At 64.0% G+C, this 16429-nt stretch carries 13 protein-coding genes and 1 pseudogene; 11 read left to right on the top strand and 3 right to left on the bottom strand.

Going from position 1 to position 16429, the window contains the following annotated elements:
* Positions 1–79: 79 nt before the first annotated feature.
* The 5 genes from EYV96_RS09180 to EYV96_RS09200 all read left to right on the top strand — a co-directional run bounded on the left by EYV96_RS09180 (position 80) and on the right by EYV96_RS09200 (position 7139).
* A complete protein-coding gene (locus EYV96_RS09180) occupies positions 80–1009 on the top strand; it encodes a CPBP family intramembrane glutamic endopeptidase (RefSeq protein WP_131151116.1) in 930 nt (309 codons plus the stop codon).
* Positions 1010–1083: 74 nt separating this feature from the next.
* Entirely contained in the window at positions 1084–4719 is a 3636-nt protein-coding gene (locus tag EYV96_RS09185; protein WP_131151117.1) for a response regulator, read from the top strand.
* Positions 4716–5579 (top strand): CheR family methyltransferase, encoded by an 864-nt coding sequence (locus EYV96_RS09190; protein ID WP_131151118.1) that lies wholly within the window; start codon positions 4716–4718, stop codon positions 5577–5579. Before EYV96_RS09185 ends, EYV96_RS09190 begins: the two co-directional genes overlap by 4 nt.
* Position 5580: 1 nt before the next feature.
* Positions 5581–6150: a chemotaxis protein CheB gene (locus EYV96_RS09195; protein ID WP_131151119.1), complete on the top strand. Its 570-nt coding sequence runs from the start codon at positions 5581–5583 to the stop codon at positions 6148–6150.
* Positions 6147–7139, top strand: a complete 993-nt coding sequence (locus EYV96_RS09200) for a diguanylate cyclase domain-containing protein (RefSeq protein ID WP_131151120.1) — start codon at positions 6147–6149, stop codon at positions 7137–7139. The genes EYV96_RS09195 and EYV96_RS09200 overlap by 4 nt, the downstream gene beginning before the upstream one ends.
* 13 nt (positions 7140–7152) lie before the next feature.
* Here EYV96_RS09200 and EYV96_RS09205 read toward each other — a convergent pair whose 3' ends face one another.
* The 3 genes from EYV96_RS09205 to EYV96_RS09215 all read right to left on the bottom strand — a co-directional run bounded on the left by EYV96_RS09205 (position 7153) and on the right by EYV96_RS09215 (position 11081).
* Entirely contained in the window at positions 7153–7623 is a 471-nt protein-coding gene (locus tag EYV96_RS09205; protein ID WP_131151121.1) for a hotdog fold domain-containing protein, read from the bottom strand.
* Between the two features lie 34 nt (positions 7624–7657).
* Positions 7658–10126: an acyl-CoA dehydrogenase gene (locus EYV96_RS09210; protein WP_131151122.1), complete on the bottom strand. Its 2469-nt coding sequence runs from the start codon at positions 10124–10126 to the stop codon at positions 7658–7660.
* Positions 10127–10220: 94 nt separating this feature from the next.
* A complete protein-coding gene (locus EYV96_RS09215) occupies positions 10221–11081 on the bottom strand; it encodes an alpha/beta fold hydrolase (RefSeq protein ID WP_131151123.1) in 861 nt (286 codons plus the stop codon).
* Positions 11082–11220: 139 nt separating this feature from the next.
* Between EYV96_RS09215 and EYV96_RS09220 the strand changes: the two genes are divergently transcribed.
* The 6 genes and pseudogenes from EYV96_RS09220 to EYV96_RS09245 all read left to right on the top strand — a co-directional run bounded on the left by EYV96_RS09220 (position 11221) and on the right by EYV96_RS09245 (position 16366).
* Entirely contained in the window at positions 11221–11808 is a 588-nt protein-coding gene (locus EYV96_RS09220; protein WP_131151124.1) for a TetR/AcrR family transcriptional regulator, read from the top strand.
* Positions 11809–12044: 236 nt separating this feature from the next.
* Positions 12045–13811 (top strand): annotated as a pseudogene (locus EYV96_RS09225) (phosphoenolpyruvate carboxykinase (GTP)); the annotation flags it as partial.
* 266 nt (positions 13812–14077) lie between these two features.
* Positions 14078–14626, top strand: a complete 549-nt coding sequence (locus EYV96_RS09230; RefSeq protein ID WP_131151126.1) for an RNA polymerase sigma factor — start codon at positions 14078–14080, stop codon at positions 14624–14626.
* On the top strand, positions 14623–15066 hold the full coding sequence (locus tag EYV96_RS09235) for a hypothetical protein (RefSeq protein ID WP_131151127.1): 444 nt from the start codon (positions 14623–14625) through the stop codon (positions 15064–15066). Before EYV96_RS09230 ends, EYV96_RS09235 begins: the two co-directional genes overlap by 4 nt.
* Before the next feature lie 17 nt (positions 15067–15083).
* On the top strand, positions 15084–15989 hold the full coding sequence (locus EYV96_RS09240) for a DUF4097 family beta strand repeat-containing protein (protein WP_131151128.1): 906 nt from the start codon (positions 15084–15086) through the stop codon (positions 15987–15989).
* A 155-nt stretch (positions 15990–16144) separates the two neighbouring features.
* Positions 16145–16366, top strand: coding sequence for a hypothetical protein (locus EYV96_RS09245; protein ID WP_205746120.1), 222 nt, complete (start codon positions 16145–16147; stop codon positions 16364–16366).
* Positions 16367–16429 lie beyond the last annotated feature (63 nt).

Genomic DNA, 16429 nt, shown 5'->3' on the forward strand with positions numbered 1-16429 from the left:
GGCACTTCTCCCGGAGGGGGAAGGAACCTGGCGTGACCTCTGCTAGCCTCCGGGCTTTACCACAGGGGGAACGTCCAACATGCCAGCACCGCAGATCGCCTTCACTACGCCCGCAAGCGCACCCGCATGGAAGCGCTGGCTGATCTATTCCGCATTCGCACGCATCGTCATTTTCGCCATCGTGGCCTTCGCCACCGGCCGACTCGTCGTCATGGCCCTCAAGGGCATGGGAGTGGCGGGCGGTGGCAGTTCGCCGATGGCGCACCCGCTGGGTACGCTGGCCGTGCAGCTGATTCCGGCCATCGTCGCCTATTTTTTCCTTGTCAAACTGATCGAGCGCCGGCGCATGAGCGAACTGGAGCCGCGTGAGCTGCTTCCGTTGGGTGCGCATGGCCTGCTGATCGGCACCGTGCTGATCAGCGTCGTCGTCGGCGTGCTGTGGCTGGTGGGTAGCTACCACGTCACCGGCATCAACCCTGCGGTCAGCTGGATTCCCGCACTGCTGGTGGTGGGCTTCGGTGCCGGCATTGGCGAGGAAATCGTCACCCGCGGCGTGCTGTTCCGCATCGTCGAGGAAGGACTGGGCACCTGGGGTGCGCTGATCATTTCCGCGCTTTTCTTCGGTGCCGCGCACATCAACAACCCCGGCGCCACGCTGTGGAGTTCGGCGGCCATCGCGATCGAAGCAGGCCTGTTGCTGGCCATGCTGTATCACGTCACCCGCTCGCTCTGGGTCTGCATGGGCATGCACGCTGCCTGGAACGTGCTACAGGGCAGTTTCTACGGCGTCGCCGTGTCGGGCTTCGAGAGCAACGGCTTCCTCGTATCGCACATGACCGGCCCCGAATGGCTGAGCGGCGGTGCCTTTGGCGCCGAGGCTTCGGTGGTGGCCCTGGCGACCTGCACGACGCTGACCATCGTGCTGCTGTTCATCGCCCTGCGCCGGCACACCATCGTGAAGCCTTCGTGGACGCGCCGTCGACTGACGGCCACCGCTTCCGCATCCTAGCCCGTTGAGGCTAATCTGCCGGGAAATTCCGCCCCGCGCCGGCCAAGCCGGCGCCAAAAGAAGACCCGACAGCCATGGCCTCCCCGACGAACAAGTACTCGTGGCTCGCGCACCAGCCGATACAGCGCAAGATCATGGTGGCCATTGGTGGCCTCATCGCGATCTTTACCGCCTGCAGCATCGTGTCGCTGGTGTCGATCACCAAGCAGAAGGAAAGCTGGGACTGGACGCGTCATACCTTCGCGGTGCAGCTGAAGCTCGATGACGTCGTCCAGTCCATCCAGGAAAGCCAGGCCGGTGCGCGCGGCTATTTGCTGACGCGCAACCCGGTCGAGCTGGACGACTTCACCCGGGCCGGCAACGAGTTCGACAACCATCTGGCCGAACTGCGCAAGCTCACGAGCGACAATCCGTTGCAGCAGACGCGTATTGATCGCCTGCAGTCCATGGCCACGCAGTGGCGCCTGGAGCTCAACCGCAACGGCGTCGTGCCGATGGAACAACTGACGGAAACCGATCCGGCAGCGGCGGCCCTGGCCCGCCAGAACATCCAGTCGACCTACATGGCGGCGCGCACGGTGCGCATGAAGGACATCCTGACCCTGGCCGACCAGGTCGACGCCACCGAGCAGGACTTGCTGGACGCGCGCGAAAAGGCGCAGCGCAGCTATGTCTTCAAGGTGGAAGCCGCCATCTGGTTCACCATGCTCCTCAGCCTGATCCTGGGCGCATCAGTCGTGGTCATGACCTATCGGCTGGTCACGCGCCCGCTCCGGCGCATGACGGATCTGATGACGCGACTCGCCAGCCACGATCACACCGTGGAAATCCGCCGTCTGGAGCGGCGCGATGAAATCGGCGAGATCGCGCGCGCCCTGCACGTCTTCAAGCAGATGGAAATGGAGACCAGTGCGCAAACGTGGGTCAAGTCCAACGTCTCGAAGATTGCCGGCGAACTGCAGACCGTCAGCACCACGCGCGAGTTCGCCGAACGCCTGACCGGCACCCTGGCTCCGCTCGTCGAAGCCGGTGTGGCTGTGTTCTATGGCTGGGACGATGCAGACAACGCCCTTCGCCTCGAAGGCAGCTACGGTTTTCAGGAACGCAAGCACCTGAGCACGCGGTACGCCCTGGGCGAAGGTCTCGTTGGGCAGTGCGCCGTCGAGCACAAGCCGATCACGCTCCAGGAAGTGCCCGACGACTACATCCGCATTCATTCCGGTACGGGTGAAGCATCGCCGCGTTCGATCGTCGTGCTGCCGCTCATGCTGCGTGACCGGTTGCTTGGCGTGCTCGAACTGGCCTGCTTCCATCACCTGACCGAAAGCGAGCAAGGTCTGCTCAACGAATTGCTGCCGATTGCCGCGCTCTCGCTGGAGAACATCGGCCGCGCCATTCGCACGCAGGACCTCCTCCATCGCACCAGCGAACAGGCTGACGAACTGCGTACGTCCGAAGAAGCCCTTCGTCGCCAGCAACAGGATCTGCAAGCCACCAACGAAGAACTCAACGCGCGCACACAGGAATTGCAGGAGCAATCGCAGCGCCTGCTTGCATCGGAAGAAGAGCTCCGCGTGCAGACCGAAGAACTGCAGGCGTCGAACGAAGAACTTCGCCAGAAAACCGACACGCTCAACCAGCAGAAAGGTGTCCTGGAGAGTCTGCAGAAAGAGACGCAGGAAAAGGCCGAAGAACTTGCGCGCGCCAGCCAGTACAAATCCGAGTTCCTGGCCAACATGTCGCACGAGCTGCGCACGCCGCTCAACAGCCTGCTGATCCTGTCGCGCAGCCTGTCGGAAAACCGCGAAGGCAATCTGGATGACGAACAGATTGAGTCGGCCCGCATCATCCATGACTCGGGCAGCAATCTGCTGCGCCTGATCAACGACATCCTCGACCTGTCCAAGGTCGAAGCCGGCAAGATGGAGCTGTCGCCCAGCGACTTCCCGCTGGCCGACCTCGAGCGCACGCTTGGCCGCACCTTCAATCACGTCGCGCAGGAAAAGCAGCTCGATTTCCGCATCATCGTGGAGCCCGGCCTGCCCGCGAGCCTGTTCACCGACGCCAGCAAGCTCGAACAGATCGCCAACAACCTCATCGGCAATGCCTTCAAGTTCACCCACGAAGGTCGCGTGGAAGTGCGCATCGGGCGCCCGGAAGCCACCATCGCCCTGCCGCCGGCCCTTCAGGGCAAGCCGGCCGTGGCCATCGGCGTCACGGATTCAGGCATCGGCATTCCCGCGCACAAGCTGCAGCGGATTTTCCAGGCATTCGAGCAGGTCGATGCCAGCACCAGTCGCCAGTACGGCGGCACGGGACTGGGACTGACCATTTCGCGACGCATAGCCGAGCTGCTGGGTGGCGATATCGTCGTGCACAGCACCGAAGGCCAGGGCAGCACCTTCACCATCCTGCTGCCGGAGCGCATCGAGGGCCAGGTCGATACCCTGCCGCCGGCCGCCCCGGCGCCTGCACCGATGGCGCGCCCTCACACGACGGCCCTGCTGCCCGACACCATCGACGACGACCGCGACACGATCACCTCCCATGACACGGTCATCCTGATCATCGAGGATGACCCCGTGTTTGCGCGCATCCTCGCCGACATGGTCCATCGCAAGGGCTATCGCGTCTTGGCGGCGGGCGACGGCGAATCGGGCATCCAGCTGGCGGCGACCTTCCGCCCCACCGGCATCCTGCTCGACGTCATGCTGCCCGGGATGGACGGCTGGACGGTCATCGCCCAGCTCAAGGACAACTCGAAGACCCGCCACATTCCCGTGCACTTCATTTCCGCCGTCGACGAAGCGGGCCGTGGTCGCGACCTGGGCGCAGTGGGTTTCCTCACCAAGCCGGTCAGCCGAGAAGCCATCGGCGAAGCATTCGATCGCCTGATGCACTTTGCGGAAGGCCAGGAGCGTCAGCTGCTGATCGTCGATGACGACGCCGATTCGCGCGCCGCCATGCGCACCCTGCTGAAGAACAAGGACATCGCCATTGACGAAGTGGGTACCGCGGAAGAAGCGCTTGAGCGCACCGCGAGTGCCCATTACGACTGCATCGTGCTGGATCTGGGGCTGCCTGGCATGTCGGGCATCGAGTTCCTGGAAAAGGTGGCGGCCACGGGCAGCGTGCCACCCGTCGTGGTCTATTCCGGACGCGAGCTCAGCCGCGAAGAAAGCCTGAAACTACGCCAGTACACCGACAGCATCGTGATCAAGGGCGCCCGCTCGCCGGAGCGCCTGCTCGACGAAGTAAGCCTGTTCCTGCACAGCTTCCGCGATGGCCGCGCCACCTCACCCGCCGCCACGCCTGCAGCGCCCTCCGGGCACGAGCTGCGTGATCGCAAGGTACTGCTGGTCGATGACGACATGCGCAATCTGTTCGCCCTGTCGAAGGTGTTGCGCGGCTGGGGCATGCATGTGGCCATGGCCCAGGACGGGCAGAAGGCCCTCAAGGCCCTCGGCGATCAGAGCGACATCGAGCTGGTGCTGATGGACGTGATGATGCCGGTCATGGATGGCTACGACACCATCCGCGAAATCCGTGCACAGGCGCGTTACGCGCGACTTCCGATCATCGCGCTGACCGCGAAGGCCATGCGCGGCGATCGCGAGAAATGCCTGGAGGCCGGTGCCAATGACTACCTGTCCAAGCCCATCGACATCGACAAGCTGTCCTCGATGATGCGGGTGTGGCTGCATCAATGAACGATCGCGGTCTGCTGCCGAACGATCCCGAGCTCGAGGACATCGAGATCGAACTGTTCGTGCGTGCATTGAAACTGCGCCATGGATACGACTTCAGCCAGTACGCACCCGCCTCCCTCAAGCGACGCGTACTGCAACTGACCAGCTCGCTGGATACCGGCACCGTAAGCCACCTGACGACACGCCTGTTGCACGAAGAGGGATTCCTCGCACCGGTGCTTGAGGGCTTGTCGGTGCCCGTATCGGAAATGTTCCGCGACCCGGATGTGTTCCGCGCCTTGCGTGAACAAGTGTTTCCGGTGCTGGCCTCGTATCCGCAGATCAACATCTGGCAAGCCGGCTGCGCGCACGGGCAGGAGGTTTATTCGCTGGCGATCATGCTCGAAGAGGCCGGGCTCTATGATCGCACGCAGATCTACGCAACCGACTTCAACGAGAGCGCGCTGAAACAGGCGCAGGAAGGCATCTATCCGGCGAAGGAAGCGCAACTGTGGTCGCGCAATTACCTTGCGGCCGGCGGCACCCACACGCTGGCCGACTACTACAGCGCTCGTTATGAGCTGCTGAAGCTCGACCAGCGCCTGCGCCGCAACGTCATCTTCGCCAACCACAATCTCGTGACCGACGAAGTGTTTTGCGAGGCGCACCTGGTGCTGTGTCGCAACGTACTCATCTATTTTTCCGACCCACTGCAGGACCGCGTGCTCGGCTTGTTCCGGGACAGTCTGGTGCGTGGCGGTTTCCTTTGCCTCGGCACGCGCGAAAGCCTGGACTTCGCGTCGTCAGCCGTGGATTTTGCACCCGTAAATGCCGGCCTGCGGATCTACCGGCTGGGACATCGCGTCATGGAGGACGTTTAGGATGATTCGACCGCAAGCGGTTGTCGTGGGCTGTTCTGCCGGTGGCCTTTCCGCCCTGGAACGGATGTTCGCCGCCATCGACTCCACGGTGCCGCAACCGTTTGTCGTGTGCTGCCATACGGGCTCATCCACGGTCGACATGATGTGCGAACTGCTGGCGAAGCACGCCACATTGCCGGTGATCGAGGCGCGTGAACGTGGCCCGGTCATCGGCGGCGCGATCTACGTCGCACCCACTGGCTATCACCTTCTGGTGGAATCCCAGCGTCGCTTCGCACTTTCGGTGGATCCTCGAGTGAGCTTTGCGCGCCCTTCCATCGATGTACTTTTCGAGTCCGCGGCCGATACCTACCGTGAGGGACTGGTCGGCGTGATGCTCACCGGCGCGAACAGCGACGGCGCCGTGGGTCTGGCCGCCGTTCGCCGTCACGGTGGACTGGCCATCGTGCAGGACCCCAGGGATGCGGAGTCCCCTGCCATGCCGCAGGCCGCCCTCGATCAGGCCGGCACCGATTTCTGCCTGCCTTTGCCCGAGATTCCCCTTTTGCTCAATCGCCTGTGCCTTTCATGACACCTACCGCGCCAAAAATCCTCGTTGTCGACGACACGCCCGCCAACCTGGTCGCCATGCGTCGCCTGCTGGCCGACAGCGGCGCGCAGTTGTTCGAGGCCAGCAGTGGCAACGAAGCTCTGACCATGTGCCTGGATCACGATTTCGCGCTGATCCTGCTCGACGTCAACATGCCGGAGATGGATGGGTTCGAAGTAGCCGCCTTGCTCGGCGAGGCCGAACGCTTGCGCGAGACGCCGATCATCTTCGTCACGGCGGCCTATGCCGATGACATCAACCGGTTGAAGGGGTACCGCTTCGGGGCCGTCGATTACATCGCCAAGCCGATCAACGACGTGGTGCTGCAGTCGAAGGTGCGCATCTTCCTGGATCTGTACGACGCGCGCGCCCAGTTGCGCTATGCGCTTGACGCGCTGTCGGAGCGCAATCGCGAACTGAACGAGGAAATCGCCGAGCGCAAGCGCATCGAAGCGCAGATCCTGCACCAGGCGACGCATGACATGCTCACCGGGCTGCCCAACCGGGCGCTGTTCCACGATCGCCTGCACACCGCCATGCAGCGCGCGCCGCGCCAGAGCACGGGTTTCGCGTTGGCGCTGCTGGACATCGACGGCTTCAAGGGTGTGAACGATACGCACGGCCATCCGGCGGGCGACGCGCTGCTCTGCGCCATTGCGACGCGCTTGCGCGACGAGCTGCGTGCCGACGACACGGTGGCGCGACTCGGTGGCGATGAGTTCGCGCTGATCCTGGAAAACGTCAGCGACGTCGATCTGCTGATGGAGCGTTGCCGTGCACTGGGCGCCCGACTCGCCGAACCTTACCCCCTCCATGGCCGCCAGGGTGCCTTTGATGCCAGGGTCAGCGCCAGCATCGGCATTGCCGTTTGCGGCGGCGCAGGTATCGATGAGGAACTGATCCAGGCCGCGGACCGGGCGCTCTATGCGGCCAAGGACGGTGGCAAGAACCAGTGCGTACTGGCCGACTGAATCATCCGCTCGCTCAGCGCTTCGGGCGCGGCGACACCCACATGGCGATGCGCGCACGAAACACTTCCTGGCCCGCCGCGTCGCGCACGCTCACCAGGGCCGGCCACTCGTAACCGCTGTCCGACTCGATCGCGGCCGATACCGGCGTGGCCACGGCGCGTAGCGTGCCCACGGCCTTGGCGAGGTATTCCACCGTCATGCCCTTGGGAATCCAGCGCATGCTGGCGGGAATGCTCACGTCCGTCATCATGCCGGCGCTGAGCTCCGCCATATTGCACAGCGCAATCGCGTGCACGGTGCCGATGTGGTTATGCACCCGGCGACGATCGGGGATGCGGATCTCGCACCGGCCCAGCTCCAGCACTTCAAATCGAGGTGCAATGGTGGCGAAGTACGGTGCCTTCAAGCAGATCAGCTTCGAGTACACCCAGCGCCCCGCCGCAGAGCCACCGAAGCGCTTCCACATGGAAAGAGCGGCGCTCATGGCGCCGCTCCTTCACATCGCTGGTTGCCGCGGGTCAAGCAGCGTCCGCCAGCGACTTCTTGTCGGCGCGGGTGTGCGCGGCGCGCAACTCGGACGGATCGAAATCGTCCACCGAAATGAACTCGAACACGCCGTCACGCACGCGCTTGAGCAAGGCCGCCTCGGCAGCATCCAGGATGCCGGCCTTCTCGGCTTCGGCCAGCTGGCCGTTGTAGTCATGCGACTTGAACTGACCGGCCTTCTGCGCCTTGGCGAACTTGCGTTCCACCGGTTCAGCCGCGATCACGTCCGGCAGCAACTCGTTCATGCGACCGATCGTGTTGTTGGCTGACGGCGTGAGGTAGACCCATTCCATCAGGCGATCGCGCGCCTCGCCCGGCGCCGTGATGATGGCGGCAACGCGACGGCCCAGACGATCGGACGGCGGTACTTCGCGACGGCCAAACGGGAACACCAGGGCACGCAGCAGCCAGGCAATGGGACGCACCGGGAAGTTGCGGATGGCGCCATCAAGGGCCGTCTGGATGCGCCACATGCACTCGTGGAAGGCCCAGGCCAGCAGCGGGCGATCCGCTTCCGGACGACCGGTGTCCTCGTAGCGCTTGAGCATCGCGCTGGCGATATACAGGTAGCTCAGTACGTCACCGAGGCGGGCGGACAGCTTTTCCTTGAACTTCAGCTTGCCACCCAGAACGCCCATGAAGGTATCGGCGCACAAAGCCAGCGCCGCCGAATAGCGGTTGAGCTTGCGGTAGTAGCGGCGAGTGTAGGCGTCGCCGGCGGTATCACCGATGCGCGAACCGGTGATGCCCAGCGTGAAGGCGCGAACCGCATTGGACACGCCAAAGCCGAGATGACCGAACAGGGCGCGATCAAAGGTCTTCAGGCGCTCGCTGTAGTCGGCAATCGACAGTGCCTGCATTTCCTTCAGCACATACGGATGGCAGCGAATGGCACCCTGACCGAAGATCATCAGGCTGCGCGTCATGATGTTGGCACCTTCCACCGTGATAGCGATGGGCACGCCCTGCCAGGCACGGCCAGCGTAGTTCTTCGGACCCAGCTGCACGGCCTTGCCGCCATGCACGTCCATGGCGTCACCGGCGATGGTGCGACCGAACTCGGTGGCGTGATACTTCGCGATGGCCGACGGGACGGCCGGCTTCTCGCCACGATCGACGGCTGCGGCCGTAGCACGCGACAACGCGGCGGTCGCGTAGGTCAGGCCACCGATGCGAGCCAGGGCTTCTTCGACGCCTTCGAAACGCGCGATCGAAAGGCCGAACTGCTTGCGCATGCGCGCATAGGCACCTGTCGCGGCAACCGCAGCGCGTACGCCGCCCGTGGCATTGGAGGGCAGCGAAATCGCGCGACCCACCGAGAGGCATTCCACCAGCATGCGCCAGCCATGGCCGGCCATTTCCGGACCACCGATCAGCACCGACATCGGCACGAAAATGTCCTTGCCGTGCACGGGGCCGTTCTGGAAGGGGATGTTCAGCGGGAAGTGACGACGGCCGATTTCCAGGCCCGCGGTCGAGCGCGGAATCAGGGCAAGCGTGATGCCGAGGTCTGCCTTGTCGCCCAGCAGCTTGTCCGGGTCGTACATGCGGAAAGCCAGACCGACCACGGTCGCGATCGGCGCCAGCGTGATGTAGCGCTTGTCGAAGGTCAGGCGCAGGCCAAGCGTTTCCACGCCATCGACCATCTGCTTGCAGACGATGCCGAAGTCGGTGATCGACGTGGCGTCGGAACCGGCATACGGACCCGTCAGCGCGAAGCACGGGATTTCCTCACCGACGGCGAGGCGCGGCAGGTAGTGGTTCTTCTGCTCGTCGCTGCCGTAGTGCAGCAGCAGTTCGGCCGGGCCCAGCGAGTTGGGCACGGCGACGGTCGAGGCGACGGTGGCCGACATGGTGGCCAGCTTTTGCAGCACCGCCGAGTGCGCCAGCGCCGAGAAGCCCAGGCCGCCGTACTGCTTCGGGATGATCATGCCGAAGAACTTGTGCTTCTTGATGAAAGCCCAGACGTCCGGCGGAAGATCGGCCAGCTCGTGCGTGATCTGCCAGTCGTCGAGCATGGCGCAGAGTTGTTCGACCGGGCCATCCATGAAGGCCTGTTCTTCGGTGCTGAGCACGGGCTTGGGCTGCTTGAGCAGCTCGTGCCAGTCGGGCTTGCCGGAGAACAGCTCGCCTTCGAAACCGACAGTGCCGGCTTCCAGCGCGGTCTGTTCGGTTTCCGACAGTTTCGGCGTGACCTTGGCGAACAGCTTCAGCAGAGGGGCGCTGATCTGCTTGCGGCGGAAGCCAATCATCAGCAGCGGCACGGCGATGGCCAGCTCGATGATGAGCAGGATCACCATCGTCCAGGGCGCTTGCGCCACCAGGCCGACCACAAGCGTCGCCACGACCGTGACAACGGCCCAGGTGCGCAGGCTGGTGCGATGGTAAGCACAGGCGCCGGTGGCGATGAGTGCGGCCAGCAGAGTGAGGATCACGGACATCACAGCACCTCGTTACGTGAATCGTTGTTGCGGTTTGCAGACATGACCATTTCCGGGTCGATCGCCGCGTGGACGCGGCTTGTGTTGTTTGTACTTACGCAAGCTGTCGCACGAATCGTGCGATCTCCTGGGTGAAAGCATCGTTGGCATCGCCAGCCACCATATGCGTGGCGCGCGAAAGCTCCACGTGTTCGGCATGCGGCACCAACTGGAGGAATTCCTGCACCGTATCGCTCGACACGACATCGCTGCGACCGCCAGAAAGCAACAGTACGGGCACCTGCACCTTGGCTGCGGCCGACATCAGGCGCGGCTGATAGCGTTCGCTCTCGCTGACCAGCCCACCGAGCAGAGCCGGATCCCAGTGCCAGCGCAGACGGCCATCAGCGCCTTCGCGCAACAGCGGGCGCAGCTGCTCTTCGCTCTTGCGTCCGGCGCGATGCGGCAGGTATTTCGAAATCTGTTCCGCGGCATCCTCATAGTTGAGGAAACCATCCGGGTGCGCCTGCATGAAGGCGAGGATGCGCTCCACCCCCGCCGACTCCCAGCGCGGGGTGATGTCCACCAGCACCAGCGCACGAAATGCCGACGGATCGATTTCACCTGCGACCACCAGCGCCAGCAGCCCGCCCATCGATGCGCCCACCAGGACGGGCTTGTCCGGCTGGGCGTGCGCCAGCTGCACCACATCGGAAACGAACTGCTCCATGTGGTATTCACCGGCGGGGACACGATCGCTTTCGCCATGGCCGCGGCTGTCGAACGTGACGCAGCGATAGCCCTCGCCCGCCAGCGAACGCGCCGTGGCCCTCCATGCACCGCGCGTCTGGCCAAAGCCATGCGCGAAAAGGAGGGTCGGTCGCTGGTCGTCTCCATAGATGTCGACGGCAAGGGTCAGGCCGTCGCCGGTGGCGAAGCGGGTCGATTGGAGCGTGGGCGTCGTCGTGGCAACCATACGCCTGAGTATGGATGGTGTCACCGGATGCCGTCAACAGGTGCAGCAAAGATGAAAAAAAGCGTCCAGATGCGGCGAACATTCAACAAGTTGCAGCGTCGCCGATTGCAAAGCCCCTGACAGGGATTACCATACTCGGATGAATGCAAGCGCCAAACCCGATCGTCCCGAACGCACCCGCCTGTCCGCCGAGGACTGGGAAGATGCCGCCCTCAAGCTGATCGCCGAGCAAGGCGTCGGCGCGTTGGCCGTCGAGGCCCTGGCACGGCAACTGGGCGTGACCAAGGGGAGCTTCTACTGGCACTTCCGCACCCGCGAAGCCCTGCTCCAGGCCGCCCTGGAGCGCTGGGAGCAGTACGGCGAGCGCGAAGTGATCGCGCAGATCGAAGCCATGCCGGATCCGCGCGCACGCCTGCCGGAGCTGTTCCGCCGCGTGGCGCACGAGCTCGCGCCGCACCGCGTCTATGCCGCCTTGCTGAAGGCGCTGGATCACCCGCAGGTCGTGCCGGTGATGGCCCGCGTCTCGCAGCGCCGCATGGAATTCCTGACCAACATCTATCGTGAAGCCGGCCTCGATACGCATGAGGCGCTGAATCGCGCGCGTCTCACGTACGCCGCCTATGTCGGTTTCCTGCAGCTGAACTTCACGCTGGGCCTGCCGCGCATCAGCCACGAAGAATTCGACGCCTACGTCGAGCACATGATCCGGACGCTCACGCCGGCCTGATCGCCAGCTAAACAGGCTTATGCATGAGCGAAGGGCGCCCCGGCGGCGCCCTTCGCTTTTAAAGCGCTCAGGCGTCTCAGCAGCACCCCGGCTGCACGCCGATTTCGCATGCCGCACCCTAAAAATCTCTGACACATCAGTCCGTTGCTGGCTTTTTGCTGCATCCGTCCTTGCAATGCCACTATTCGTAAACTACCGTTTTCACGCTTTTTTTCCCTAAGACCAGAAGTGAGGAACGCATGGCGAGCAAGCTGGAATCGCTGCAGCGATGGGTAAACGAGGTGGCGGCGCTGACCCGTCCCGCGCAGATCCATTGGTGCGACGGCTCGGACGCCGAATACCAGTCACTGGTGCAGCAAATGCTGCAGACCGGCGACCTGATTGAGCTCAATCAGCAGACCCACCCCGGTTGCTACCTGCACCGCTCCAATCCGTCCGACGTGGCGCGCGTCGAGCACCTCACGTTCGTGTGCACGCCCGAAGAAGAAGACGCCGGCCCGAACAACCACTGGCTGTCGCCGGCCGATGCGCACGCGCGCATGGACGCCCTGTTCGAAGGCTGCATGGAAGGCCGCACCATGTACGTCATCCCGTACTGCATGGGCCCGATCGATTCGCCGCTGTCGCGTTGCGGCGTGGAAATCACCGACAGCCCGTACGTTGTCGCCAACATGCGCACCATGACGCGCATGGGCGCCGCGGCACAGGCGCGCATCGAGCGCGAGGGTTCCTTCGTGAAGGGCCTGCACTCCACCGGTGAACTGGATCCGGAGCGCCGCTTCATCATGCATTTCCCGCATGAGCTGACGATCAAGTCCTACGGTTCGGGCTACGGCGGCAACGCCCTGCTGGGCAAGAAGTGCCACGCGCTGCGCATCGCCAGTTCGCAGGCGCGCAACGAGGGCTGGCTGGCCGAGCACATGCTCATCGTCGGCATCGAAAACCCGAAGGGCGAAACGCATTACATCGCGGCGGCCTTCCCGTCTGCCTGCGGCAAGACCAATCTTGCCATGCTGATTCCTCCGGAAGGCTATCGCCAGGAAGGCTGGAAGGTGTGGACGGTGGGCGACGACATCTGCTGGATGCGCCCGGGCGCCGATGGCCGCCTGTACGCCATCAATCCGGAAGCGGGCTTCTTCGGCGTGGCGCCGGGTACCAGCACCAGCAGCAACCCCAACGCGCTGGAGACGATCGCGCGCGATACGATCTTCACCAATGTCGCCGTCACCGCCGACAACCAGCCGTGGTGGGAAGGCCTGCCGGGCAAGCCTGTCACCGACTGGCAGGGTCGTCCCTACGATCCGGCCAACGGCCCGGCCGCGCACCCCAATTCACGCTTCACCGTGAGCGCGAAGCAGTGCCCGACCTGGTCGCCCAAGGCCGAAGACGCCCAGGGCGTGCCGATCAGTGCCATCGTGTTCGGCGGTCGCCGCCCCTCGCTGGTGCCGTTGGTATTCGAAGCGCGCGACTGGGCCCACGGCGTCTTGGTCGGCGCAGCCATGGGCTCGGAGACGACGGCCGCGGCAACGGGCGCCGTCGGCGTGCTGCGCCGCGACTCGATGGCGATGAAGCCGTTCTGCGGCTACCACTACGGCGACTACTTCGCCCATTGGTTGTCGTTCGAGGAACAGGCCGACAAGCTGCCGAAGATCTTCCACGTCAATTGGTTCCGCAAGGGCAAGGACGGTGCGTTCCTGTGGCCGGGCTTCGGTGACAACCTGCGCGTGCTGGAATGGATGATCGATCGCGTGGAAGGCCGTGCCGAAGGCGAAGCCACCCCCATCGGCACCGTGCCCGCCGACGGTGAGCTGCGCCTGCACGATCTGGACATTGCCCCGGCGACGATGGACGAACTGCTCGCCGTCGACCAGGCCGGCTGGCAGGCTGAACTCGGTGCCATCGGCGAATACCTGGACAGCTTCGGCGGCCGCATTCCGGCCCGCCTGCAGCAGGAACAGCAGCGGGTGGCCCAGGCGCTCGCCCGGGAAGCCATCACTTCGTGACGAGTGGGGCCGCTCGCTAGCGCTCGCTGTGAATTCGGCGCTGCGCGCCTGTAAACGGTAAACGGGGAAGAGCGGAAGGGTGAGGCCCCCCTGCTCTTCTCCGTTTACCGTTTACCGTTTTCAAGCCGCGCCAGCGGCCGGCTTTACAGGTCCGCGCAAGCGGGCCGGCCTCACGCTTCCCGGCCAAGCCCTTAAACCATCTCCCCCTTGCAGGCATCCAAGCTGGCAAGATGATCAGCGCCTGCCCTGCCACCACCGGAACCGCGATGCCGCCTGCGTACGTTGCAGGACAAGACGATGTTGACGACGTCCGCGCTGCCGCGGATGGCGATCGGCACGCCTTCCAGCGGCTTTATCGCAAGCACCTGGATCGCGTCTACGGCGCGGTGTTTCGCCTCGCCGGCTACGACCACGCTCGCGCCGAAGACCTGACCCAGGACGCTTTCGTCCGGGCCTGGCAGAAGCTCGGCAGCTTTCGCCAGGAGAGCTCGTTCGGCACCTGGCTGTACCGGCTGGCGGTGAACGTGGCGCTGATGGATATCCGCTCGCGGGGCTCGGACCCGGTGAGCACCATGGACGATGAAGACCTGCCTGATCGCGGTGAAACGCCGTTCTGCGCCGCGGAACGCGAAGAACTGGAACGAGCGATCGGCAAACTGCCCCCGCGTGCGCGTGCCGTCCTGGTGCTGCACGACATCGAAGGCTGGCGACATGAAGAAATCAGTGGCGAACTCGGCATGGCCGTCGGTTCGTCCAAAGCGCAACTGCACCGTGCCCGCGGGCTGCTGCGCAAGGCATTAGGAGAAGCGTCATGAACGAATTCGAATGGCACCGCCAGATGCGCGCATTGCGCGAGCCGGTAACGCCGCAGCGCGACCTCTGGGCGCGCATCGAAGTGGCAATGGATCAACCGGTTGCCGAACAGGCACCCCCTGTCGCCGCCCGCGCGTCGCGCCGGCAGGGCTGGTTGCTGGCTGCCAGCTTCGCGGGGATTTCGCTCCTCGCGGTCAGCCTCAACCTGCGGGTCAGGCATGAGGAACAGGACATGACGCCCGTGGCCGTCCAACAGACGGTCGAGGCATGGAAGCCGAACGACCCGCGCCTGGCCGGCGCGGCCGTGGAACTGGACGCCGCACAGATGGAGCTGCGCCAGGCCATGCAACAGGCACCCCATTCACCTTCACTACAACGGCTGCTGGATCGCACCGAGAAACGACAATCGCAGCTGCGTCAGTTGGAACACCAGGCAAGCTGAGTCACCGGAGCAAAACCATGAAAACCGCACGCTACGTTCCCGTTCTGCTTGCCTTGTGCGTTGGCCAGGCAATGGCCGATACACCCATTAACCTCACTCACGACGCGAAGCCTAACGTCCGCCTCAGCATCTCCAACGTCAAGGGTTCAGTGACGGTCAGTGCCTGGGATCGCAACCAGGTCCAGGTGACCGGCCGCCTCGGTGAAGGCGCCAAGCCGCTGGAGTTCGAGGGTGACGACAAATCGCTCGACCTGCGCATCCAGCCCATGGGCAAGAACGGCAACTGGTTCAACTGGAACAGCGACGCCAACATGGGTTCGACCACCCTGGATGTCCGCGTGCCCAAGGGTGCCTCGCTTGATATCGACCTGGTCAGCGCACCGCTGAGCATCGATGGCATCGAGGGCGGCAAGATCGATGTCCACACAGTCAGCGGCAAGATCCGCGTCAACGCGAAGTCCCCGGTGATCGACGCCGAAAGCGTGAGTGGCAGCATCGAGCTGGCGGGCTTTGCGCAGAAAGTGACGCTACAGACGGTGAGTGGCGACATCCTGGCCCCCGCCGTCGGCAACGAAGCCGAGCTTCAGACGGTTTCCGGCCGCATTCGCGTGGCGGGCGGCCCATGGAGTCGCCTCAACCTGAGCACGGTGTCGGGCGACGTGCAGCTTACCGGCGGCATGGCACCAAACGGCACCTTTGACGTCGACAGCATGAGCGGCGATGTACAGATCCAGGTCCCGACCAACCTCTCCGCCCTGATCAAGGCCAACTCGTTCAGCGGCGACCTGCGCTCCGATTTCGGCACCGTGAAAAAGGTTGAGCACGGCCCCGGCTCGGAGCTCCATGCCACGGCCGGCAAGGGCAATGCCACCATGAACATCGAGAGCTTCAGTGGTGATGTGAGGATCAAGTCGGGAGATTGATGCCCTTCGCGCTTGCTTCCAGAACGCCGTCGCTTGCGACGGCGTTTTTCTTGGGTAAGCCTGCGACCCGTGCCGGGCCCCTGCGAAGTTCAGGCCCCCCTCGTGATCGGCGATATCCTGATGATGTTCGTTTTTTTATCGTCCAACATGCTCACGTGATCGACGAAGACCGCGAGTGCATCAAGATCATTGGCAGCCACCGCACGAAAGACATGGCGCTGGCCGCCGTCGAGCGACTGAAATCGCGGCCTGGCTTTCGCGTCTTTCCGGGCATGTGCGACGTGGACAGCAGCACGCCCGACAGTCGCTTCCATGTCGGGGAATACCCACTGGACAAGTGGTCACTGGACCGAAGGCTTCGCTATCAGGTGAGGTGACGACCACTGCGAATCATGAGGTCGCCGGGACACAAACAAAAACGCCGTCGCATGCGACGGCGT

It is taken from the genome of Dyella terrae, from assembly GCF_004322705.1.
GTDB lineage: Bacteria > Pseudomonadota > Gammaproteobacteria > Xanthomonadales > Rhodanobacteraceae > Dyella_D > Dyella_D terrae.

What these genes read in the sequence shown, in the direction of transcription:
- EYV96_RS09180 (WP_131151116.1), top strand. Translation starts at nt 80, where the DNA reads ATGCCAGCACCGCAGATCGCCTTCACTACGCCCGCAAGCGCACCCGCA.
- EYV96_RS09185 (WP_131151117.1), top strand. Translation starts at nt 1,084, where the DNA reads ATGGCCTCCCCGACGAACAAGTACTCGTGGCTCGCGCACCAGCCGATA.
- EYV96_RS09190 (WP_131151118.1), top strand. Translation starts at nt 4,716, where the DNA reads ATGAACGATCGCGGTCTGCTGCCGAACGATCCCGAGCTCGAGGACATC.
- EYV96_RS09195 (WP_131151119.1), top strand. Translation starts at nt 5,581, where the DNA reads ATGATTCGACCGCAAGCGGTTGTCGTGGGCTGTTCTGCCGGTGGCCTT.
- EYV96_RS09200 (WP_131151120.1), top strand. Translation starts at nt 6,147, where the DNA reads ATGACACCTACCGCGCCAAAAATCCTCGTTGTCGACGACACGCCCGCC.
- EYV96_RS09205 (WP_131151121.1), bottom strand. Translation starts at nt 7,623, where the DNA reads ATGAGCGCCGCTCTTTCCATGTGGAAGCGCTTCGGTGGCTCTGCGGCG.
- EYV96_RS09210 (WP_131151122.1), bottom strand. Translation starts at nt 10,126, where the DNA reads ATGTCCGTGATCCTCACTCTGCTGGCCGCACTCATCGCCACCGGCGCC.
- EYV96_RS09215 (WP_131151123.1), bottom strand. Translation starts at nt 11,081, where the DNA reads ATGGTTGCCACGACGACGCCCACGCTCCAATCGACCCGCTTCGCCACC.
- EYV96_RS09220 (WP_131151124.1), top strand. Translation starts at nt 11,221, where the DNA reads ATGAATGCAAGCGCCAAACCCGATCGTCCCGAACGCACCCGCCTGTCC.
- EYV96_RS09230 (WP_131151126.1), top strand. Translation starts at nt 14,078, where the DNA reads ATGCCGCCTGCGTACGTTGCAGGACAAGACGATGTTGACGACGTCCGC.
- EYV96_RS09235 (WP_131151127.1), top strand. Translation starts at nt 14,623, where the DNA reads ATGAACGAATTCGAATGGCACCGCCAGATGCGCGCATTGCGCGAGCCG.
- EYV96_RS09240 (WP_131151128.1), top strand. Translation starts at nt 15,084, where the DNA reads ATGAAAACCGCACGCTACGTTCCCGTTCTGCTTGCCTTGTGCGTTGGC.